The sequence below is a fragment of the Streptomyces sp. NPDC055955 genome, from assembly GCF_042270245.1.
In the GTDB taxonomy this organism is placed as follows: domain Bacteria; phylum Actinomycetota; class Actinomycetes; order Streptomycetales; family Streptomycetaceae; genus Streptomyces.
The window spans coordinates 127,307-148,925 of record NZ_JBHJYS010000013.1 but is presented as its reverse complement, the minus strand read 5'-3'; the positions used below and the strand labels follow the sequence as shown (position 1 = coordinate 148,925).

Genomic DNA, 21,619 nt, shown 5'->3' with positions numbered 1-21,619 from the left:
TTCAGCTCAGCCCAGCCGGGGCTGAATCGTCTCGATGAACACCTGCTGCTTCTGATCTGCCGTCAGGTGGCAGGCAGAGCCGCGGTCGGCCGGCAGCGTGGGCCTGTCGCCCTTGCACTTGCCGCCCGCCACCTTGTCGGTGAACGCGCACCGGGGGTGGAAGGGGCAGCCGCTCGGCGGGTTCAGCAGCGACGGCGGCGAGCCGGGAATCGGCAGCAGCGGTTCGTCGACGTCCGAGTTGAGGCGCGGCATGGAGCCGAGCAGCCCCCAGGTGTAGGGGTGTTCGGGCGACTTGAGCACCTCGCGCACGGAGCCGCGCTCCACGGCCCGGCCCGCGTACATCACGAGCAGGTCGTCGGCCATGTTCGCCACGACGCCGAGGTCGTGGGTGATCATGATGATCGCGGAGCCGAACTCCTGCTGGAGGTCCTTGAGCAGGTCGAGGATCTGCGCCTGGACGGTCACGTCGAGCGCGGTGGTCGGCTCGTCGGCGATCAGCAGGTCGGGGTTGCAGACCAGGGACATGGCGATCATGGCGCGCTGGCGCATACCGCCGGAGAACTGGTGCGGGTAGTCGTCCACCCGCTGCTTGGGGTGGGGGATGCCCACCTTCTCCAGCATCTGGATGGCCCGGTCCCGGGCCTCCTTCTTGCTGGCCCCGGTGTGCTTGCGGAACGGCTCGGAGATCTGCCGGCCCACCGTGTAGTACGGGGACAGGGCGGTCAGCGAGTCCTGGAAGATCATCGCCATCTTGTTGCCGCGGAGCTGTTCGAGCTCGGGCTCGGTGGCGGTGATCAGTTCCTTGCCGTCGAGGAGGATCTCGCCCTCGACGTGGGTGCTCTTGCGGTTGTGCAGGCCGAGCACGGTCAGGTTCGTCACCGACTTGCCGGAGCCCGACTCGCCGACGATGCCGAGCGTCTTGCCGCGCTCGATGTCGAAGGAGAGCCCGTCCACAGCCTTGACGATGCCGTCCTCGGTGGAGAACTGCACCTTCAGGTCGCGTACCGAGAGGAACGCGTCGCCGCCGGTGGTGGCCGGGGCGTCCTCGGTCTTGGTGTGTGTGGTCACGGTCGTTCTCCTAGGACAGACGCACGCGCGGGTCGACGACGGCGTACAGAGCGTCCACGACGATGTTGCAGACGATGATGAAAGCGGCGCTGAGGATCATGACGCCCATGAGGACGGGAAGGTCCTTGCCGATCACCGAGTCACGGGCGAGACGGCCGATGCCGGCGAGGCCGAAGGTCAGCTCGGTGACCATGCCACCGCTGAGCAGACCGCCGATGTCCATGCCCAGGATGGTGATGATCGGGATGAGCGAGCCGCGCCAGGCGTAGCGGAAGAAGGCGTAACGGCTGCTCATGCCCTTGGCCTTGGCAGCTCGGACGTGCTCTTCCTGCAACTGCTCGATCATCGAGGAGCGGGCCATACGGGTGTAGTTGGCCGTGAAGATGGTCGCCATGACGATCCAGGGGATCAGCAGGCCCATGAACCAGCCCCACGGATTCTCGCTGATCGGCACGTACTTGGGCTTGTCCAGCCAGCCGGTGCTGAAGACCAGGAGGCCCATGACGACCGGGCCGATGAAGTAGATCTGGAACGAGCTGGTGACCAGCGAGGCGCCGCTGAAGGTCTTGTCGAGCCAGGTGCCGCGGAAGCGGGCGGCCAGCAGGCCGGCGCCGAGACCGGCGACCAGGAAGACGATGAGGGAGCCGAAGGTGAGGGAGACCGTCAGCGGGAGACGGTCCATCATGGTGTCCCACACCATCTGGTTGTTGCGGAACGAGACGCCGAAGCAGGGCGCGGAGCAGTGGCCCACCGCGAAGTCACGTCCGGCGAAGATGCCGGTGAGGTAGTCCCAGTACTGCACGGGGACCGGCTTGTCGAGGCCGAGGTTCTTGTGAATGAGCGCCAGCGCATCCGGGGTGCAGTTCTTGCCACATGCGAGCGTCGCCGGGTCCTGTGGGATGGCGAAGTACATGAAGTACGTGAAGGCGCTGATCAGCAGGAGGATGAGTGCTGCGCCGAGCGTCCGGCGTATGAGAAATCGAAGCATGGCAATGAGCTGCTCTCAGGACGGCGGCGGTGGGAGGCCAGGAGGGAGCCGGCGACCCGGGGATGAGGGCACCGCCGCGCCCTCATCCCCGGGAACTGCCTTGTACTGACTACTTCTTGAGGTAGACCGCGGTCGGGTCGGTGTAGCTCGTCACCGTCGAGTACCGCAGGCCACCGACGTTGGAGCCGGCGATCTGGAACACCTTGGTGTAGTAGATCGGGGCAGCCGGGTTGATCTTGGTGCTGATGTACTGGGAGAGCTTCTCCCACTCCTTGGCCGCCTCGGCCGTGTCCGTGATCGTCTGGATGCGCGCGATCTCGGCGTTCACGTGCTTGTCGTTCGTGTGCGAGTAGTTCGACGCGCCGTCCTGGATCTGCGCACCGTCGAAGGACGGCGGGAAGACGGTGTTGCCGGACGCCCAGTCCTGACCCCAGCCGGTCATGTAGAGGTCAAAGCCGTTCTTGACCTTGCCCATCTGCTCGTACCAGGTCGCGGCGTCGACTTCCTTCTTCTGGATGTCGAGACCGATGCGCTTCAGGTTGTTGATGATGAGGTTCGCCTGGGTGGTACGCACCGGGGTGTTGGCGTACGCGTAGACGAGCTTCTTGCCCTTGGCGCCGGCCTCGTCGATCAGCTTCTTCGCCGCGGCGATGTCACCGTTCGGCTTCTTGATCCGGTTGAACGGGTCGAAGGTCTTGTCGTAGCCCGGCGTGGTGGGCGACATGAGGCTGGTCGCGGGCTCGCCGCCGTAGGCACCACCGTCGGCGCGGCCGGCCGCGGTGGCCGGCATCGCCAGGGCGATGGCGTCACGGATGCGCTTGTCCTTCACGCGGTCCATGTTGAAGTTCAGCTGCCACACGTACGGGGCGTAGCCCTGCACCGTGCGCTTCATGACCGCCTTGTCGGTGGTGATCTTCTGCAGCTGGGTGGCGTCGATCTGGCCGGTGAACATGATGGCGTTCTTGGCCTCGGCACGGTCGGCCAGGATCGTCTTGGTCTGCGTGGCCTTGTCCTGGTTGTAGTCGATGTTGAAGCCATCGACGTACTGGTGACGCATCGGGTCCGTCTTCGGGTCCCAGTTGGTGTTGCGGACCAGCTTCATGCTCTTGCCGGACTTGTAGTCCGAGATCTTGTACGGACCGGTCGCGACGGGCGCCTGGTCGTACTTCTCCTTGGTGTCCGTCTTCTCGGGAACGACCGAGTAGGCGGCCATCGCCATCGCCTGCGGCGTGTCCGTCTGCGGCTTCAGGAAGTGGAAGACGATCGTCTTGTCGTCCGGGGTCGCGATGACCGAGTCCGGCAGGTGCTTGCCCTTGTACGGACCGGCGTACGCCTTGCGGTACTTGGTGCCCGTGCCGGACAGCCACTGCTGGACGTAGGTCGGGCCGTCCGTCTCGAAGGAGGCGTACAGGCGCTCGAACGTGTGGCGGATGTCGCCCGACGTGATGACGTTGCCGTTCTGGTCCTTCACGCCGTCCTTCAGCGTGTAGGTCCAGGTCTTGCCGCCGTCCGAGGACTTGCCGGCGTCGGTGGCGAGGTCACCGACGACCGTCGAGTTGCCCTTGTCGTCCTCGACGTACGTGGTCAGGCCACGGTAGAGGAGCTTGGACAGGAGACCACCGTCGGAGACGTAGATCTGCCCCGGGTCCAGGTGGGAGAAGTCCGTCTCCTGGTAGACCTGGATCGTGCCGCCCTTACGGGCGCCCGGGACCTCCTTGGCGGGGCCGACGGACTGCTGGGCGGTGCCCATGACGACCGGCTTGGCCTGCGCGAGGGCGTCCTTCTGGGACTTGCCCGCGGGCTTGTCGGAGCTCTTGCTGCCACTGCTGCAGCCGGTGAGTGCCAGCGCGCCGGCGGTCACCGCGACGACCGTTGCCTGCGCCGTGCGCGTACGAAGGATGCTCATGGAGTTAGATCCACCTGCCTGTGAGTAGTGATCCTTTGGTGCTGCCTGGCGCATCCGGTGTGGGCCGGCGCCCGGGTGGCAGCTCCCCCTCGGGGGCTGGGTTCAGCGACCCGTCTTGGGATCGAACGCATCCCGGACGGAGTCCCCGAGGAGGTTGAACGCCACGAAGAAGACGACCATGGCGACACCCGGGAAGAACATGTAGGTCGGGTCCTGCTCGTAGATGTTCGCGCCGGTGGCGAACATCAGGCCCCAGTCGGGGGTCGGGTCCTGATACCCGACGCCGACGAAGGACAGGAAGGCGACCGAGAGGATGGTGCTGGGGAGCAGGTACGTGCCCTGCACGATGATCGGCGTGATCAGGTTGGGCAGCAGCTCCTTGCGGATGATCCGCCAGGGCGAGGCGCCCGCGACCTTCGCCGCCTCCACGAACTCGCGCTCACGCAGCGAGAGCGTGACGGCGCGCACCAGACGGGACAGGCTCATCCAGGTGAGGAGCCACATCACGCCGAGGATGGCGAGGAAGCGGATGTAGACCGGGGTCTCCTCGTCGGGCGCCACGAACACCGTGACCACGACGGGCATCACCGCGACCATGAACAGCTGGCTGGGCAGGGCGAGCATGAAGTCGGTCAGCCGCCCGAGCCAGTAGTCGATCTTGCCGCCGAAGTACCCGGAGACGAGACCGATGAGCACGCCCACGATGACGATGCCGATCGTGGCCAGCAGCGCCGTGTAGAGCGACGTACGCATGCCGTAGAGCAGGTACGAGAACACGTCGCGGCCGTAGTTCGGGTCGATGCCGAACCAATGCTCGGGCGAGATACCGCCGTTGGGACCGGCCGGCAGGTTGAACTCGTTGAGGAGTGTGGGGTCGTCCTGCCCGTAGAAGGTGTACGGGTCCTTGCCGTACACCTTCGCGATGACCGGCGCGAGCGCGGCTATCAGGAAGAAGAACAGGACGACGAAGGCGGAGACGACGCCCGTCTTGTCCCGTTTGAAGCGACGCCACATCAGCTGTCCGGGGCTGCGCCCCTCGAGCTTCTTGGGCTCCTTCGCGTCAGCCTGCGGCGCGCTGTCCTTGTCCAAGGCGGAAGAGGTCTCGGCGCCCTCAATCTCGATTGGACTCGTCATGATTCGTCCATTTCACAGGTGTTGGAGGTCGTCGGCACACGGCGGGCTCCTCCCTGTGGGACGGAGCACCGGACCGACGGCCGTCGCACGGCGTACGCCACTCCAGCTGGATTGCCACCAGGGGGTACGACGACCTACGGGCGGTACACGGCAACCCGAGGCCGGATGCGCGCGGTTGAGCTACGACTGGGGTGAACTCACCCCGGGGGAACCTGACCCGACCGGGCAGGCCGTGCCGTCAGAGACTGTCGCGGCGCTTGAGCGCCGTGCCGACCACGGAGCCACTGCCCGCGAGTCCTGTACCTGCCATCCGGGGCGACGCGACCCATATGGCGCTTGTGGCACCTCGCATGGGTTCCTCCTCATGAGTCCACTTTTGTTCACTACAAGTGGAGGCACATGCCACCTGGCCGACACCCCTGACGGCGAGGATTGAAAGTGCCTCAGTGTGCTCGCGAGTCGGCACTCCCCACAGTGCGTGACCCATTGACCCGAGCTCTACGCGCTCAACTATCTGGCATCAGAATCGGACCGACCACAGTCTTTTGGTCTCGGTTCGATCACACCTGATGCGTACTTAGCCCAAAATCCGGACAAACTGATCCTAGATAGATCCCTGCGAAACGGACTCGTTACACATCTATCGGTCAGAGGTGTCCGGATTCCGGACGTCGCCTCGGGAAAACGAGTTGCACATCACGAGCCCTTGCGCAGGGCTGTGGGAAGACTCTCGGCAGGCGGATCAACGCGCGTGGATCGCGCGGGAACGCGTCCAGGATGCCACGAGGGTAGTGAAGTACCACCTGGTGCGGGCGACGATCCTGTAAAAACTCCTGCGGGGACCTCCCGGCGCAGGACATACGACAAAGGCCCGGGCCCCCCTGAAGGGGAGCCCGGGCCCAACTGTCTCGGGATCAGCCGTGCTTGGCGCGCGAGGCCGTGCGGCCGCGCTCCTTCTGGTCCAGGACGACCTTGCGGATGCGGACGGCCTCCGGGGTCACCTCGACGCACTCGTCGTCGCGGCAGAACTCCAGGGACTGCTCCAGGGAGAGCTTGCGCGGCGGGACGATCGCCTCGAAGGAGTCGGCGGAGGAGGAGCGCATGTTGGTGAGCTTCTTCTCCTTGGTGATGTTCACGTCCATGTCGTCGGCGCGCGAGTTCTCGCCGACGATCATGCCCTCGTACACCTCGGTGCCGGGGTCGGTGAACAGCACGCCACGCTCCTGCAGGTTCGTCATCGCGAACGCGGTGACGGCACCGGCGCGGTCGGCGACCAGCGAGCCGTTGTTACGGGTCGTCAGCGTGCCGAACCACGGCTCGTGGCCCTCGTGGATGGAGTGGGCGATACCCGTACCGCGGGTGTTCGTCAGGAACTCCGTACGGAAGCCGATGAGACCGCGCGACGGCACGACGAACTCCATGCGGACCCAGCCGGAGCCGTGGTTCGACATGTTGTCCATGCGGCCCTTGCGGACGCCCATGAGCTGCGTGACCGCGCCCATGTGCTCCTCGGGCACGTCGACCGTGAGGCGCTCGACCGGCTCGTGCGTCTTGCCGTCGACCTCACGGGTGACGACCTGCGGCTTGCCGATGGTCAGCTCGAAGCCCTCGCGGCGCATCTGCTCGACCAGGATGGCGAGCGCGAGCTCACCACGGCCCTGGACCTCCCAGGCGTCGGGACGCTCGGTGTCGAGGACGCGGAGCGAGACGTTACCGATCAGCTCGCGGTCCAGGCGGTCCTTCACCTGGCGGGCGGTGACCTTGCGGTCCTTGACCGCGGACTTGGCCTGGGCGCCCTTGCCGGTGCCGCCACGGCCGACCAGCGGCGAGGTGTTCGTGCCGATGACCATGGAGATGGCCGGCTCGTCCACCGTGATGAGCGGCAGCGCGACCGGGTTCTCCGGGTCGGCCAGGGTCTCGCCGATCATGATGTCGGGGATACCGGCGACGGCGCAGATGTCACCGGGGCCCGCGACCTCGGCGGGCTTGCGGGTGAGCGCCTCGGTCATCATCAGCTCGGTGATGCGGACGTTCGAGATCGTGCCGTCGCGCTTGATCCAGGCCACGGTCTGGCCCTTGCGCAGCTCGCCCTGCTCGACGCGCAGCAGCGCGATACGGCCGAGGAAGTTGTCGGCGTCCAGGTTGGTGACGTGCGCCTGGAGGGGGGCCTCCTCCTCGTACGTCGGAGCCGGGACGTGCTCCAGGATCGTGGAGAAGAACGGCTCCAGGTTGGTGGAGTCCGAGGGGACAGTGCCGTTCTCCGGCTTGGTCAGCGAGGCGATGCCGTCACGGCCGCACGCGTAGACGATCGGGAACTCGATCTGGTCCTCGTCGGCGTCCAGGTCGAGGAAGAGGTCGTACGTCTCGTTGACGACCTCGTCGATGCGCGAGTCGGGACGGTCCGTCTTGTTGATGCACAGGATGACGGGCAGGCGCTGCTGGAGGGCCTTGCGCAGCACGAAGCGGGTCTGCGGGAGCGGGCCCTCGGAGGCGTCCACGAGCAGGACCACGGCGTCGACCATCGACAGACCACGCTCGACCTCGCCACCGAAGTCGGCGTGGCCCGGGGTGTCGATGATGTTGATCGTGATGACGTCGCCGCCATCCTTCGGGTGGTACTTCACCGCCGTGTTCTTGGCCAGGATCGTGATGCCCTTCTCACGCTCCAGGTCATTCGAGTCCATCATGCGATCGTCGAGCGACTCGGCGGCGTGCGCGGCGAACGAGCCGGCCTGCTTGAGCATGGCGTCGACGATGGTCGTCTTGCCGTGGTCGACGTGAGCGACGATGGCGACGTTTCGGATGTCGTGGCGCGTGGCCATATTGCGGCGTACTCCCGGAGTGAGTGGACGGCTGCGCGTACGTCTCTTCGTACACGCGCCCTGCCGGGCTGGACACGCCACGGCCTCACCCCATCGTACGTGGCTTCGGCCGGGTAGGCCTTCTGGGGCCCTGGGGTCAAGGATGCACAGTGAGTGAACGTCGCGGAGAGGCGTGGGGGGCGCCTCTGAGAAACCGCAGGTCAGTGGTGGTACGAACCTTGCCCGCCGGAGGGAGCGGCGGGCAAGGGACTTGAGCGAGATCTGAGCTGGGTGATCTTCCACGCGATCCCCCAGGGGCTCTCGGAGTCGCTCAGGGTGCGATGTGCGTCACTCGTCGGACGTCTCCTCGGACGGCTTCCCGGACGGCTCCTCGGACGATTTCCCGGCCGGGCTCGCGGAGGAGTGCGCCTTGCCGGAGGCGTTCGGCTCGGCTCCCGGCCGCGCACCCGCCTTCAGGAAGCCGATGTCCTCGTAGTCGGGCGTCTGGAAGCCGAAGGCTCCCGCGTTGGCGATGTTGCGACGGGCGGCCACGAGCTCCGGGCGCTGGTAGAGAGGAATCGATCCTGCTGCGGCCCAGATACGGGCGTCGGCCTGCTTGACCAGGGAGCGCTCCTCCCCCTCGTCGAGCTCACCGATCGCCTGGTCGAAGAGCTGGTCGATGTGGTCCGTACCGACCCGGGTGTAGTTCTGCTCGACCGTGAGCGTGCCGTCCGCCGCCGGCACCGGCTTGGCGTAGATCGGGCGGGCGTCGGTGGCCGGGAAGGCCGACGCGGGCCACGAGTAGAGCGCCATGTCGTACTGCCCGGACGCGATGTGGTCCTTGAAGTAGCTGGCGTCGGTGACCTTCGACGTCTCCGTGCGGATACCGATCTTCTCCAGCATCTGCGAGATCCGGTCGGCGACCGCGCGCAGCGAGTCCGAGCCGGGGCCCGACGGGAGCACGAAGCGCAGCGTCAGCGGCTTGCCGTCCTTGGCGAGCGGCCCGGCGGGGGCGCCGGCGGGCGCGGCCGTCCCCTTCGGGGCGTACGCGCCCGGGGCGCCACCCCGAGCGGCCTCCTTCGCGTACTGATCCGCGTGCTTCCTCTCCTTGTCGGCCCCGCGCAGCTTCCGCGCGTCGGCCTGGCGCAGGAGCGCGGCGTACTGGTAGGCGGCGGTGCGCCCGGGGTCGAGCAGCGGGGGCTGCCGGTCGCCCGGCTTCTGGTCGCTCTCGCCGACGATGTACGTGCCGTCGTCCGAGTCGGAGCCGGCGCCCTTCTTGTCCTCGGCCTTCTTGTCCTCCGCGCCCGTCCTGCTCTTCTCGCCCTCGCTGCCGGCCTCGCTGTCGGCCTCGCTGCCGGCCGTCTTCGGCTTGGTCGTCGCGGTCTCCTTCTTCAGGGGACCGCCCGACACCCAGCCCGCGTCCGCGAGCAGCGCCCGGGCCTCGTTGGTGTCCTGGCTGCCGAGCGCACCACTGCTGTCGGCGTACGCCTGCTGCCCGGCGAGGGCGAGGTGGCTGCCGACGGGGTTCGCGGGCAGTCCGAGCGGCTTGAGGACGACCTCGGCGAGCTTCTTGCGGTCGATGGCGCGGGCGACGGCGCGACGCACCCGCTCGTCGGCCAGGGGACCTACGGAGCCGTTCAGCGCGAGCTGCGTGAACGCGGGCTCGAGGGACTTGCGGAGGACGTAGCCCTCCAGGCGCGACTGTTCCTTCTCGTACTTGCCCGCGGCCTTGCGGGTCTTCGCGCGGGCGTCGAGTTCCGCGTCGGCCGCGTCCTCGTCCTCGCCGTGCGCGACGGCCCAGGACCGCATCGCCTGGGCGGGCGTGAGCGCGCCGGGGCCGTGGGCGAGCGGGCCCGAGGCACCCTTGTCACGGTCGGCGAGGGTGATGCGGGAGGCCTCTTCCGGGTCGACGGCGGCGAGGTCGACCTTCCCCGCGACGAGCGCGTCGGCGCGGTCCTCGCGGGGCACGGCCCGCAGGACGAGCTGCTCCAGCTTGGCCTGGCGGCCCCACCAGCGCGGGTTGCGCACCAGCGTGATGTCCTTGGCGCCGCGGTCGATCCCCTTGATCGAGAAGGGACCGGCGGTGACCTTGAGCGTGCGCCTGGCCTCCTCGTTGAAGGCGTCCGGAGTCCCCATGACCTCCTTGGGGTACAGCGGCGAGAACAGCGAGCGCCAGTCCGCGTACGGCTTCGCGAAGGTGACCCGCACCTCCAGGTTGTTCTTGCCCCGCTCGATCTTCTCGATGCGGTCGTAGCCCGCGTTGTGGGCCGTCCAGTACGCGGAGTTCTTGCCGGACAGCGCGCGCCACTGGGCGGCGAAGTCGGCGGCGCCGATCTCGCGGCCGTCGCTCCACACCGCCTGCTGGTTCAGCTTGTACAGGACGACCTGCTTGGGCTCGCGCTGGATGACCTCGGCCTTCTCCAGGAAGTCCGGGTCGCGCACCGCCCTGCCCTGGTTGTCGAGCCGGTACATCGAGGGCAGCACGGCGCCGGCGACGCGGGACGTGCCCGCGTCGGCGTCGGCCTGGAAGGAGTTGAGAGTCCCCGGCAGCGTGTCCAGCGCCCAGCGCAGAGTTCCGCCGTCGGCGATGTCGCCGCGGGCCGCGGGTGCGATGTCCTGGGCGGCGGCCGGACTGCTGGACTCTGCTTGGTCGTCGTCCGAGCTGCAGCCGGCCAGGGCCGTCACCGCGAGCGCCCCCGAGACGAGGAACGCGGCCGAGCGCAGGACGGGACGCCGCGCCGGACGCCTGGCGGGGCGAGATGTGGCGCCGTCATGGGACATCACGGGTACCTCCGGGGCTAGCCCGGCCGCCCGCTTGCCAGGACCGGGCCGGGTTTGATCACGTATGGCGGTATATGGAGCTGATCACATCTATCGCCCCACTGAAGGGGACGGGGCGAGCAGGCGGTCGCAGACACGGCGCTGCGGTGCCGGAACCCCACTCGTGCGGCCCAATGACGGCCCCGTCAGGGGCGCGGGGAACCGCGCGACAGGCCTCACGGCCCCGCGCCCGGCGGCGAAACCCCAGCGCCCCACCCTCCGATGCGCCACCCCCGAAGGGGGGCGCACGGAGCCCCGCACTCCAGCAATCCGCGCAGATCCCTTCACAAGGCGTGATGTGACGCGCGACACTCGCAGGCGCATGAGCATCTCCGCCGCACCAGCGGAAGCGAGGGCAAGTCATGTCCCTGAACGACGACTTGGCGGCAGCCGAGCGCTGCCTCGACGAGCTGTGCCGGACCGTGGGGCGCCTGGAGCGGCAGCTCGACGGCGGCCTCGACGTACGGCGCGTACGCACCGACGCCGACCATCTGCGCGAGAGCGTCGCGCTGCTGCGGTCGGCCGCCGCCGCTCCGCCGCCACCGCGCCGCCCCGAACTCGTGCCCGTCCCCGACACCCCGTACGACAGCACGCTCTGGACCGACTCGGACGACGAAGGACTCGGCGCCCGGGACCGGCACGCCCCCTGACCCTCTGAGCGGAGGCTTCGTTGGCCACCGGCACGGAACCCCATCACCAAGCGGGCGCGCACGGCGTCCGGGACAGGACGCGCGCCGCGATCGCGTCCGGGCACCTGCGCACCGACCGCTGGTGGCTGGCGCCCGCCAGTACCGCCGCGGGGCTGCTCGCCTTCATCGTCTACTCGACGTGGCGGGCCTTCGCGAACGCGGACTACTACCACGCGCCGTACGTCTCGCCGTTCTACTCCCCGTGCATCGCGGAGAACTGCAAGCCGATGCACGCGGGCCCCAACTGGGAGATATTCGGCAGCTGGTGGGGCCTGTCCCCCGCGCTGCTCATCCTGATCTTCCCGCTCGGCTTCCGGCTGACCTGCTACTACTACCGGAAGGCCTACTACCGCGGGTTCTGGGCGTCACCGCCCGCCTGCGCGGTCGCCGAGCCGCACAAGAAGTACACGGGCGAGACCCGCTTCCCGCTGATCCTGCAGAACATCCACCGCTACTTCTTCTACGCGGCGATCCTCGTGGCGGGAATCCTGACCTACGACACGGTGCTCTCGTTCCGCAACGAGCAGTACGAGTGGGGTCACATGGGTCTCGGCACGCTCGTCTTCCTTCTGAACATCACGCTGATCTGGGCGTACACCCTGTCCTGCCACTCGTGCCGGCACATCGTCGGCGGCAAGCTCAAGCACTTCTCCAAGCATCCGGTGCGCTACCGGATGTGGCAGTGGGTCGGAAAATTGAACAGCCGTCACATGCTGCTCGCCTGGGCGTCGTTGATTAGCGTCGCGCTCGCCGACTTCTACGTGTTCCTGCTGGCGTCCGGCGCCTTCGACGATCCGCGCTTCTTCTAGATGGGGTGGCACTTCTGATGTCTCAAGTGGAGCGGCAGCAGTGGGACGTCGTCGTGGTGGGGGCGGGTGGCGCCGGCCTGCGCGCGGCGATCGAGGCGCGCGAGCGCGGCGCGCGTACGGCCGTGATCTGCAAGTCCCTCTTCGGCAAGGCGCACACCGTGATGGCCGAGGGCGGCATCGCCGCGGCCATGGGGAACGTGAACTCCGGCGACAGCTGGCAGGTCCACTTCCGCGACACGCTGCGCGGTGGCAAGTTCCTCAACCAGTGGCGGATGGCCGAGCTGCACGCACGCGAAGCACCGGACCGCGTATGGGAGTTGGAGACCTGGGGCGCCCTGTTCGACCGGACGGCGGACGGCCGGATCTCGCAGCGCAACTTCGGAGGCCACGAGTACCCGCGCCTCGCGCACGTCGGTGACCGCACGGGCCTGGAGCTGATCCGCACGCTCCAGCAGAAGATCGTGGCGCTCCAGCAGGAGGACCACAAGGAGTTCGGCGACTACGAGGCGCGCCTCAAGGTCTTCCAGGAGTGCACGGTCACCCGCGTGCTCAAGGACGGTGACCGCGTCTCCGGCGCGTTCTGCTACGAGCGCGAGAGCGGCCGCTTCTTCGTCCTGGAGGCGCCGAGCGTGGTGCTGGCGACGGGCGGGATCGGCAAGTCGTTCAAGGTGACGTCGAACTCGTGGGAGTACACGGGCGACGGCCACGCGCTGGCGCTGCTCGCCGGGGCGCCGCTGCTGAACATGGAGTTCGTGCAGTTCCATCCGACGGGAATGGTCTGGCCGCCGTCGGTGAAGGGCATCCTCGTCACGGAGTCGGTGCGCGGCGACGGCGGGGTCCTGCGCAACTCCGAGGGCAAGCGGTTCATGTTCGACTACGTCCCCGACGTCTTCAAGGAGAAGTACGCCGAGTCGGAGGACGAGGGCGACCGCTGGTACGACGACCCGGACCACAACCGGCGCCCGCCGGAGCTGCTGCCCCGCGACGAGGTGGCGCGCGCCATCAACTCCGAGGTGAAGGCGGGCCGCGGCTCCCCGCACGGCGGTGTCTTCCTCGACGTCTCCACGCGCATGCCGGCCGAGCGCATCCGGCGCCGGCTGCCGTCGATGTACCACCAGTTCAAGGAGCTGGCGGACGTCGACATCACGGCCGAGCCGATGGAGGTCGGTCCGACCTGCCACTACGTGATGGGCGGCATCGCCGTCGACTCGGACACGGCGGCGGCGCGCGGTGTCCCCGGCCTGTTCGCGGCCGGCGAGGTGGCGGGCGGCATGCACGGCTCGAACCGTCTCGGCGGCAACTCGCTCTCCGACCTCCTCGTCTTCGGCCGCCGCGCCGGGCTGCACGCGGCCGAGTACGCGGCCGGGCTCGACGAGCGCCCGGCCATCGACGCGGACCAGGTCGACACGGCGGCGGCGGAGGCACTGCGGCCGTTCTCCGCGGAGGGTCCCGCGGACGGGGGCGTCGCCGAGAACCCGTACACGCTCCACCAGGAACTCCAGCAGGCGATGAACGACCTGGTCGGCATCATCCGCCGCGAGGAGGAGATGGCCGAGGCGCTCGACCGGCTCGCCGGGCTGCGGACGCGGGCGCGGCGGGCCGGGGTGGAGGGGCACCGCCAGTTCAACCCCGGCTGGCACCTCTCGCTCGACCTGCGCAACATGCTGCTCGTCAGCGAGTGCATCGCGCGGGCCGCCCTGGAGCGCACGGAGTCGCGCGGCGGTCACACACGCGAGGACCATCCGACGATGGACCGCCGCTGGCGCCGGACGAACCTGCTGTGCCGCCTCGTCGATCCGACCGGCGGCCTCGCGGCCACGGACCCGGTCCGGGGCCAGATCGACCTCGTGCGCGACACCACCGAGCCCATCCGCCCGGACCTGCTCGCCCTCTTCGAGAAGGAAGAGCTGGTCAAGTACCTCGCCGAAGAGGAGCTGTACGAGTGAGTTCGTACGAAGCGCGATTCAGGGTCTGGCGCGGGGACGCCGAGGGCGGCGACCTGACGGACTTCTCCGTGGAGGTGAACGACGGCGAGGTCGTCCTCGACATCATCCACAGGATCCAGGCGACCCAGGCCTCCGACCTCGCGGTCCGCTGGAACTGCAAGGCGGGCAAGTGCGGTTCGTGCTCGGCGGAGATCAACGGCCGGCCCCGCCTGATGTGCATGACCCGCATGTCGGTCTTCGACCGTGAGGACGTCATCACGGTGACGCCGCTGCGCGCCTTCCCCGTGGTCCGCGACCTGGTCACGGACGTCGGCTTCAACTACACGAAGGCCCGCGAGATCCCCGCGTTCGTCCCGCCGGCGGGGGTCGGCCCGGGCGAGTACCGCATGCAGCAGGAGGACGTGGACCGCTCGCAGGAGTTCCGTAAGTGCATCGAGTGCTTCCTGTGCCAGGACACGTGCCACGCGGTGCGCGACCACGAGGAGAACAAGGCGGCCTTCGCGGGCCCGCGCTTCCTGATGCGGGTCGCCGAGCTGGACATGCACCCCCTCGACGCGGCCTCGGACTCCGGCCTCGACCGCAAGCGCACGGCCCAGGAGGACCACGGGCTCGGCTACTGCAACATCACGAAGTGCTGCACGGAGGTCTGCCCGGAGGGCATCCACATCACCGACAACGCCCTGATCCCCTTGAAGGAACGGGCGGTCGACCGCAAGTACGACCCGGTGGTGTGGCTGGGGAACAAGATCCGGCGCAGGTCGCCCTCGTGAGACCGCGCGGCGCTACGGAGCGCTCACCCGGCGCATCAGCGCGCCCATGTCGCCCGCCACGAGCGGCCGCAGCCGCTCCGGTGTGACGCGACCGCCGGCCGGTGCGGTGCTGACGCTCAGAGTGAACTCCGCGTCGCCGTCCAGGACATGGACCGTGGCCGTCCGGCCGTGGACGACCGTGTACGCCCGGTCGCCCAGGCCCTTCGCCGTCCGCACCTCGGTGCGGCCCGGGATCCGCTCGGCGGCCGTCGTGCGCGCCGCGTCGAACTCCGCGCCGGGGTCCGTCCGCTTGTGCAGGACCATGGACACCGTGATCGTGGCGGCCCGCCCGGTGCCCTCCTTCCGTTCCAGCTCCCCCGAACAGTCCGCCGTGTCCACCGCCCCACTGCTGCTCCGCGTGGACTGCCAGCGCGATCCGCGGTCGAAGACCGTGGCGAGGTGGGGCATCGCGAGGAGGGAGCACAGGCGGTCGCTGACCCGGTAGCCCCTCAGGTCGGGGCCCTGCGCGCCGAACGCGTACAGTCCGGCGCCCCAGACGGCGGACGCGGCGAGCGCGCCGACGAGCAGCGCGCCGAGGGGGCGCCGCCGCCGTGAGACGGGCAGGAGCTCGGGGCGGTGCGCGGCGGCCGCGGGGCCGGACCCGACAAGCTCCGGTTCGCTGATCGCTCCGCCTGCGGCCCAGGGTCCGTTCTCCATCCCGGAAACCTATGGTGAGCAGCGGTTTTGCCGGAAGGCCCGGCGATAACAATGCGGATTCGGCACAACCGGATCGTGTCGATCCCGGTCGCGGTACCCCAGATCCGGTCATACGCTCCCAACTGTGACGCCGCCTCCGAGTCGCCCCCGTCCGGTACGGATAGCCGCGCGGCCGGCCGTGGCCGCCGTGCTCGCGCTCTGCTGGGCGCTTCTGCCCGCCACGACCGCCGGGGCCGACGACCCCGTCACTCTGTCGAGGACCGGCCAGATCACCGACAAGGTGGATGCTCTGCGCGACCGTGAGCCCGACGTCGCCTCGGCCCTCGACTCGCTCGACAGCCGGCACCACACTCAGCTCTTCGTGGTCTACGTACGCGACTTCTCCGGCCGCTCCCCCCAGGACTGGGCCGATGACACTTCCGCCAAGAACGGCCTCGGCCTCGACGACGTGCTCCTCGCCGTCGCCACGCACGACCGGCAGTACGCCTACTCCGTCGACCAGGACTCCCAGCTCACCGACGCGCAGCTCAAGAATGTCGCGCAGACCGCGATCGAACCGCCGCTGCGCAGGAACGACTGGGCGGGCGCCGGGATCGGAGCGGCCGACGGCATCGCCGCCACGCTCGCGGGCCGCCCCGTCCCCGTCCCCACCGTCACCCCGGGTCCGGCCGACCCCGGCGGCTCGGACACCAGGCCCAGCGCGGCCGACCTCGCCCTGCCCCTCATCGCGGTCGGCGGCGCGGGCGCCCTCGCGGCGTTCACGTACACCCGTCGCAAGAGGCGTGCGCGGACCCGGACCACGCCCGGCGGCGGCTGGGGCGGGCGCACGGGACCGAAGGTCACGCCGCTGCCCGAGCTGGACAGGCGGGCCCGGCAGATGCTGGTGGAGAGCGACGACGCGATCCGCACGAGTACGGAGGAACTCGGCTTCGCCACCGCACAGTTCGGCGACGAGGCCGTCAAGCCGTTCACCGAGGCGGTGGAGTATGCCCGGTCGGAGTTGACGGCGGCCTTCCGGCTACGCCAGCAGCTCGACGACGAGCGCCCCGAGGACGACGCGACGAAGCGGCAGATGCTGGACGAGATCATCACCCGCTGCACCGAGGCGGGGCGCAGGCTCGACGCCGAGGCCGCGGGCTTCGACCGGCTGCGGGCCCTGGAGCGCACCGCGCCCGAGGCCCTCGCGCACGTGGAGCTCACCTCCCGCGACCTGGCCGCCCGCACGACGACGGCCGAAGAGACGCTGGCGGCGCTCGGCTCCCGCTACGCGCCGTCCGCCCTGCTTCCCGTGGCGGGCCACATCGAGCAGGCCAAGGACCGGCTGGTGTTCGCCACGACGAACCTCGGACAGGCGCGAAGCTGCGTCGACGCGGGCGACAACGGCAGGGCCGCGGTGTTCCTGCGGGCCGCCGAGTCGGCCGTCGACCAGGCGGGCACCTTCGTGGACGCGGTCGACCGGCGCGGCCGGGAACTGGCCGAGGCCGCCGGGAAACTGCCGGCCGCGCTCACCGAGTCCGACACCGACCTCGCGGACGCGCACGGACTCCTGGACGGCATGAGCATGACCGAGGGCGCGTCCACGGCCGGTCTGCGCGGGCGCGTCGCGCGCGTGGAGACCGTCACCGCCGGCGTGCGCAAGGAGATGGCCGCCGGCCCCTACGACCCGATCGACGCGCTGCGCCGTGTGGAGGAGGCCGACTCGGCGCTCGACGCGTCCCTGGCCGAGGCCCGCGCACGCGAGTCCGGCACCGCCCGCGCGCGCTCCCTGCTCGACCAGACGGAACTCACGGCCCGCAGCAGCGTCGGCGCCGCGTCGGACTTCATCACCACGCACCGCGGGGCGGTGGGCAGCCAGGCCCGCACGCGCCTGGCCGAGGCCCAGCGGCATCTGGAGTACGTGCGGACGGCGGCGCAGGCCGATCCCGCCGCCGCCCTGGCCGGCGCCCAGCGGGCCGACGCGCTGGCCCGGCAGGCACAGCAGCTCGCCGAGCAGGACGTGCGGTCCTTCGGGAATCCGTACGGCGGCGGGGGCGGGCGCGGCGGAGGGGGCGTGGGCGGCGCCGTGCTCGGCGGGATCATCCTCGGCGAACTCCTGGGCGGCGGGCGGTCCGGCGGGGGGTTCGGCGGGGGCGGTGGCTTCGGGGGCGGGTTCGGCGGCGGCGGTCCGGGGAGTTTCGGCGGGGGCGACACCCGTGGCCGCAGGGGCGGCGGCGGACGGTTCTGACCCGGCGGCATCCACCCGGTTCCCCACGTATCTCCCTCGTACAAGGAGCACTCTCATGACCAAGCAGACCGTTCTCGGCCGCGTCACCCAGCTGGCGAAGGCGAACATCAACGCCCTTCTGGACGGAGCCGAGGACCCGCAGAAGATGCTCGACCAGCTGATCCGCGACTACTCGAACAACATCACCGAGGCCGAGCAGGCCGTCGCGACGACCATCGGCAATCTGCGGATGATGGAGCAGGACCACAAGGAGGACGTCGAGGCGGCCGCCGAGTGGGGCGGCAAGGCGCTCGCCGCGAGCAAGAAGGCCGACGAACTGCGGGCGGCGGGCGGTGCCGCGGAGGCCGACAGGTTCGACAACCTCGCCAAGGTGGCGCTCGGGCGGCAGCTGAACGCGGAGAAGGAGGCGAAGGACGCCGAGCCGACGATCGCCGCGCAGAGCGAGGTCGTCGGAAAGCTGAAGTCCGGCCTCGACCAGATGAGGACGAAGCTGGTCGAACTCCGTTCGAAGCGGGACCAGTTGGTGGCGCGCGCCAAGACGGCGCAGGCCCAGAACCAGATGCTGGACGCCGCCAGGAACATCGACGTCCTCGACCCGACGAGCGAGCTGAGCCGCTTCGAGGAGAAGGTGCGCCGCGAGGAGGCCAAGGCGCTGGGCAAGCAGGAGCTCGCCGACTCGTCGCTCGACGCCCAGTTCGAGCGGCTGGAGGGCCTCGGCGACACGGCGGAGATCGAGGCGCGCCTGGCGGCGCTCAAGACGTCCGCCTAGAGCGAGGAGGCGGCGTGCCCGGTCAGTACAGGCTGAGCAGCGCCTCCGTCGGGTCCACGGCCGCCGAGTCGCCGTCCGGCAGCGGGAGTTCGAACCAGACGGTCTTGCCGCGCGGCGTCCTGCGCGAGCCCCAGGAGGCGCTGAGCAGGCCGACGAGCTGAAGCCCGCGGCCACCCTCGTCCGTGTCGCGCGCGCGGCGGCGGCGCGGCTGGACGAGGCCCGCGTCCCACACCTCGCACACGAGGGTGCGGTCGAGCAGCAGGCGCAGCCTGATCTCGCCCTCGCCGTACCGCAGGGCATTGGTGACCAGCTCGCTGACCAGCAGTTCCGTCGTGTCGACGAGCGGCTCCAGGTCCCATTGGGTCAGCTGGGCACGGGCGAACTCGCGGGCGCGGCCCACCGAGCGCGGCTCGCGCGGCAGCGTCCAGTCGCCCACGGCGTCGGCCGGCAGGCCCTGCACGCGGGCCATCAGCAGCGCGATGTCGTCCTCGCCGTGGTGGGTGTCGAGCGTGGTCAGCACGTGGTCGCAGACGTCTTCGAGCGCGGGCGAGGGATCGTCCAGGGCCCTGCGGAACGCGGAGAGGCCCTCGTCGAGGGGATGGTCGCGGGACTCGACGAGCCCGTCGGTGTAGAGGGCGAGGAGTGAGCCCTCGGGCAGTTCGACCTCGACCTCCTCGAAGGGTTCCCCGCCGACGCCGAGCGGCATGCCCGGGGGTACGTCGAGCATGAGCGCCCCTTCGCCGGGCTCGACCAGGACGGGCGGCAGATGACCCGCGTTGGCGAAGGTGCAGCGCCGGGTCACGGCGTCGTAGACCGCGTACACGCAGGTGGCGAGGTAGACCTCGGAGAGGTCGGCGTCGCCGGTTCTGCGGGCGGCGCGGGTGGCCTGCTGGACGCCGCGGCCGGGGCCGGGCGCCGGGGACGACGGGCTGCCGGGCGCGCCGAGGCCGCGGGCGATCTCGTCGAGCGCGGAGAGGACCTCCGCGGGTTCGAGGTCGAGGAGGGCCAGGGTCCTTACGGCGGTGCGCAGTTCGCCCATGGCGACGGCGGCGCGCAGGCCACGGCCCATGACGTCGCCGACGACGAGCGCGGTCCTGTGCCCCGGCAGCTCGATGACGTCGAACCAGTCGCCGCCGACCTCGGTGGCCGCGTTGCCCGGCAGATACCGGCAGGCGATGTCGAGGCCGGACGCCTCGGGGTCGTCCGGCGGGAGCAGCGACCGCTGGAGTATCAGGGCGCGCTCGTGCTCGCGCCGGTAGAGGCGGGCGTTGTCGATGCAGACGGCGGCGCGGGCGGCGAGTTCGACGGCGAGGGCGCGGTCGCGGTCGTTGAAGGGCTCGCTGCCCTTCGTGCGGGCGAAGCGCGCGAGGCCGACGACGGTGTCGTGGGCGACCATCGGCACGGCCAGCGTCGACTGGATGAGGCCGCCGGACGCAGCGGGGACGAACTGGGGGCGGGCGGTGCGCAGGGCGTCCGCGCAGGGCGAGTTGAAGGAGTAGCGGTGGACGGCTCCGACCTCGACGACCCCGTCGCCACCGGATGCTTCGAGGTACGGCACGTCGGCGACGGCGCTCGCGGCGGCGACCCTGCGCAGCTCGGCGCTGCCGTCGGCGAGGCTGCGGCTGTTGAGCGCCGACTCGTCGCCCGCGAGGAGCCCCTGGTAGAGGTCCACGGAGGCGAGGTCGCAGAAGCCGGGGACGACGACGTCGAGGAGCTCGCGGGCGGTGGTCTCCAGGTCGAGCGAGTTGCCTATGCGGGACCCCGCCTCGTTGAGGAGGGCGAGGTTGCGGCGGGCGTGAGCGGCCTCGCGGGCGGCGGCGTGCCGCCGGGTGACGTCGGTGGCGAGCCCGGCGACGCCGATGGGCCGGCCGCTGCCGCTGTGCACGCGGTAGAGGTTGATCGACCAGTGCCGGCGCTCGGCGGAGTCGGGCGCGGGCCCGACCAGTTGCATGTCGGTGACGGACTCGCCGCTCTCCAGGACGCGGCGCAGCGCTGCCTGTACGCGCTCGGCCTCGCCCCGGGGCAGATAGTCGTGGACGGTGCGGCCGCGGTGGTCGTCGGCCCGGCCGCCGAAGACGGCGGCGAAGGGCCGGTTGGCCCGCTGCACCTTCAGATCGGTGCCGAACAGCAGGAAGCCGAAAGGAGATTGGCCGAAAATGGCCTGCGACGCGGCGAGGTCCGTCTCGATGCGGCGCAGGGCGCGGACGTCGACGACGATGCAGACGGCGGCGCGCTCGCCGGACTCCGTCTCCGTCGGCATGACGTAGACCTCGGCTATGCCCTCCGTATACGGAGCGGGGCCCCGCTGACCGGGGACGGACTGATCGGGGGCGTGCGGATCGCGCTCGCCGGGCGCCGCTCCGCCCGCGTCCGCCGTCCGGTCCCTGGGCATCCGGAAGGGGACGACGCCCGTCCACTCGCGGCCGTCGAGGATCTCCGCCATCTTGCGGTGGCCGCGCTCGCGCAGTTCCGTGGAGACGAAGGCCTCGATGGGGTCCTTGCCCACGGCCTCCTGCGCACGGACACCGAAGAGCTGCTCCGCGCGCCGGCTCCACTGGTCGACCAGCCCGTCCGGTCCGATGGAGAAGGAGGCGACCTTGATGTAGTCGTACATGGAGCCGGGCGGACTGCTCTGCCACGTCTCGGCCCGGAGCGGGCCTGCCGCATCGCGCGCGGCCGTCCCGCCCGAGGTGTCCTCGGACGACGTGGCCTTCGCTGGTATCTCGCTCACGCGAACCGTCCCCTCCAGCTCACCGCGTCCGGCACCGGTCACCGGAGCGGCTGCCCGCAGTATCCAGCACTACGGAGCCGCGCAACACGGTGTTCACGATCACACCACGGTCCCGACGCTTTTTGGCCCGTCCTCACGTAACAGGACGACAACCAGATCCGCGGCTGTCCCGCGCCTTTTCCTGGTCGGCCCCTTCGCCGATCAGCATGCTCCCTGTCTCCTAACCAGGGAGGGTTGCTCTTAACCGGCGCGATGCCACCGGTTCCGG

14 protein-coding genes are annotated in these 21,619 nt (G+C 69.9%); 6 read left to right on the top strand and 8 right to left on the bottom strand.

Going from position 1 to position 21,619, the window contains the following annotated elements; genetic code table 11:
• Nucleotides 1-6 precede the first annotated feature (6 nt).
• The 6 genes from ACFC96_RS25775 to ACFC96_RS25750 all read right to left on the bottom strand — a co-directional run bounded on the left by ACFC96_RS25775 (nt 7) and on the right by ACFC96_RS25750 (nt 10,678).
• Nucleotides 7-1,068, bottom strand: a complete 1,062-nt coding sequence (locus ACFC96_RS25775; RefSeq protein ID WP_376257853.1) for an ABC transporter ATP-binding protein — start codon at nt 1,066-1,068, stop codon at nt 7-9.
• 10 nt (nt 1,069-1,078) lie between these two features.
• Nucleotides 1,079-2,056: an ABC transporter permease gene (locus ACFC96_RS25770; protein WP_376257851.1), complete on the bottom strand. Its 978-nt coding sequence runs from the start codon at nt 2,054-2,056 to the stop codon at nt 1,079-1,081.
• Nucleotides 2,057-2,165: 109 nt separating this feature from the next.
• Nucleotides 2,166-3,962: an ABC transporter substrate-binding protein gene (locus ACFC96_RS25765; protein ID WP_376257849.1), complete on the bottom strand. Its 1,797-nt coding sequence runs from the start codon at nt 3,960-3,962 to the stop codon at nt 2,166-2,168.
• Between the two features lie 102 nt (nt 3,963-4,064).
• Nucleotides 4,065-5,096 carry an ABC transporter permease gene (locus tag ACFC96_RS25760; protein ID WP_376614315.1) on the bottom strand — a complete coding sequence of 344 codons (1,032 nt, stop codon included), beginning with the start codon at nt 5,094-5,096 and terminating at the stop codon, nt 4,065-4,067.
• 914 nt (nt 5,097-6,010) lie between these two features.
• Nucleotides 6,011-7,918, bottom strand: a complete 1,908-nt coding sequence (typA, locus tag ACFC96_RS25755; RefSeq protein ID WP_376257845.1) for a translational GTPase TypA — start codon at nt 7,916-7,918, stop codon at nt 6,011-6,013.
• A gap of 327 nt (nt 7,919-8,245) precedes the next feature.
• A complete protein-coding gene (locus ACFC96_RS25750) occupies nt 8,246-10,678 on the bottom strand; it encodes an ABC transporter family substrate-binding protein (protein ID WP_376614313.1) in 2,433 nt (810 codons plus the stop codon).
• A 401-nt stretch (nt 10,679-11,079) separates the two neighbouring features.
• On the opposite strand from ACFC96_RS25750, the gene ACFC96_RS25745 reads away from it, so the two are divergent.
• The 4 genes from ACFC96_RS25745 to ACFC96_RS25730 are packed head-to-tail and all read left to right on the top strand — an operon-like array spanning nt 11,080 to nt 14,931.
• Nucleotides 11,080-11,367 carry a hypothetical protein gene (locus ACFC96_RS25745; RefSeq protein ID WP_376257841.1) on the top strand — a complete coding sequence of 96 codons (288 nt, stop codon included), beginning with the start codon at nt 11,080-11,082 and terminating at the stop codon, nt 11,365-11,367.
• 20 nt (nt 11,368-11,387) lie between these two features.
• Nucleotides 11,388-12,215 (top strand): hypothetical protein, encoded by an 828-nt coding sequence (locus tag ACFC96_RS25740; RefSeq protein ID WP_376614311.1) that lies wholly within the window; start codon nt 11,388-11,390, stop codon nt 12,213-12,215.
• Between the two features lie 17 nt (nt 12,216-12,232).
• Entirely contained in the window at nt 12,233-14,161 is a 1,929-nt protein-coding gene (locus ACFC96_RS25735) for a fumarate reductase/succinate dehydrogenase flavoprotein subunit (protein ID WP_376257837.1), read from the top strand.
• On the top strand, nt 14,158-14,931 hold the full coding sequence (locus ACFC96_RS25730; RefSeq protein WP_376257835.1) for a succinate dehydrogenase/fumarate reductase iron-sulfur subunit: 774 nt from the start codon (nt 14,158-14,160) through the stop codon (nt 14,929-14,931). The genes ACFC96_RS25735 and ACFC96_RS25730 overlap by 4 nt, the downstream gene beginning before the upstream one ends.
• Nucleotides 14,932-14,943: 12 nt before the next feature.
• Here the strand turns inward: ACFC96_RS25730 and ACFC96_RS25725 are convergent, their stop codons facing one another.
• The gene (locus ACFC96_RS25725) at nt 14,944-15,627 is read right to left on the bottom strand and encodes a hypothetical protein (protein ID WP_376614309.1); all 684 of its coding nucleotides are present in this window, start codon (nt 15,625-15,627) and stop codon (nt 14,944-14,946) included.
• Between the two features lie 124 nt (nt 15,628-15,751).
• Between ACFC96_RS25725 and ACFC96_RS25720 the strand changes: the two genes are divergently transcribed.
• Nucleotides 15,752-17,851 carry a TPM domain-containing protein gene (locus ACFC96_RS25720; protein ID WP_376614308.1) on the top strand — a complete coding sequence of 700 codons (2,100 nt, stop codon included), beginning with the start codon at nt 15,752-15,754 and terminating at the stop codon, nt 17,849-17,851.
• Nucleotides 17,852-17,906: 55 nt separating this feature from the next.
• On the top strand, nt 17,907-18,620 hold the full coding sequence (locus ACFC96_RS25715; RefSeq protein ID WP_376257830.1) for a PspA/IM30 family protein: 714 nt from the start codon (nt 17,907-17,909) through the stop codon (nt 18,618-18,620).
• A 22-nt stretch (nt 18,621-18,642) separates the two neighbouring features.
• Here the strand turns inward: ACFC96_RS25715 and ACFC96_RS25710 are convergent, their stop codons facing one another.
• On the bottom strand, nt 18,643-21,351 hold the full coding sequence (locus ACFC96_RS25710) for a SpoIIE family protein phosphatase (RefSeq protein ID WP_376614306.1): 2,709 nt from the start codon (nt 21,349-21,351) through the stop codon (nt 18,643-18,645).
• Nucleotides 21,352-21,619 lie beyond the last annotated feature (268 nt).

Bases quoted from the DNA above. Each gene is read 5' to 3' on its own strand.
- ACFC96_RS25770 (WP_376257851.1), bottom strand. From the start codon at position 2,056: ATGCTTCGATTTCTCATACGCCGGACGCTCGGCGCAGCACTCATCCTC.
- ACFC96_RS25765 (WP_376257849.1), bottom strand. From the start codon at position 3,962: ATGAGCATCCTTCGTACGCGCACGGCGCAGGCAACGGTCGTCGCGGTG.
- ACFC96_RS25760 (WP_376614315.1), bottom strand. From the start codon at position 5,096: ATGACGAGTCCAATCGAGATTGAGGGCGCCGAGACCTCTTCCGCCTTG.
- typA (WP_376257845.1), bottom strand. From the start codon at position 7,918: ATGGCCACGCGCCACGACATCCGAAACGTCGCCATCGTCGCTCACGTC.
- ACFC96_RS25750 (WP_376614313.1), bottom strand. From the start codon at position 10,678: ATGTCCCATGACGGCGCCACATCTCGCCCCGCCAGGCGTCCGGCGCGG.
- ACFC96_RS25745 (WP_376257841.1), top strand. From the start codon at position 11,080: ATGTCCCTGAACGACGACTTGGCGGCAGCCGAGCGCTGCCTCGACGAG.
- ACFC96_RS25735 (WP_376257837.1), top strand. From the start codon at position 12,233: ATGTCTCAAGTGGAGCGGCAGCAGTGGGACGTCGTCGTGGTGGGGGCG.
- ACFC96_RS25725 (WP_376614309.1), bottom strand. From the start codon at position 15,627: ATGGAGAACGGACCCTGGGCCGCAGGCGGAGCGATCAGCGAACCGGAG.
- ACFC96_RS25715 (WP_376257830.1), top strand. From the start codon at position 17,907: ATGACCAAGCAGACCGTTCTCGGCCGCGTCACCCAGCTGGCGAAGGCG.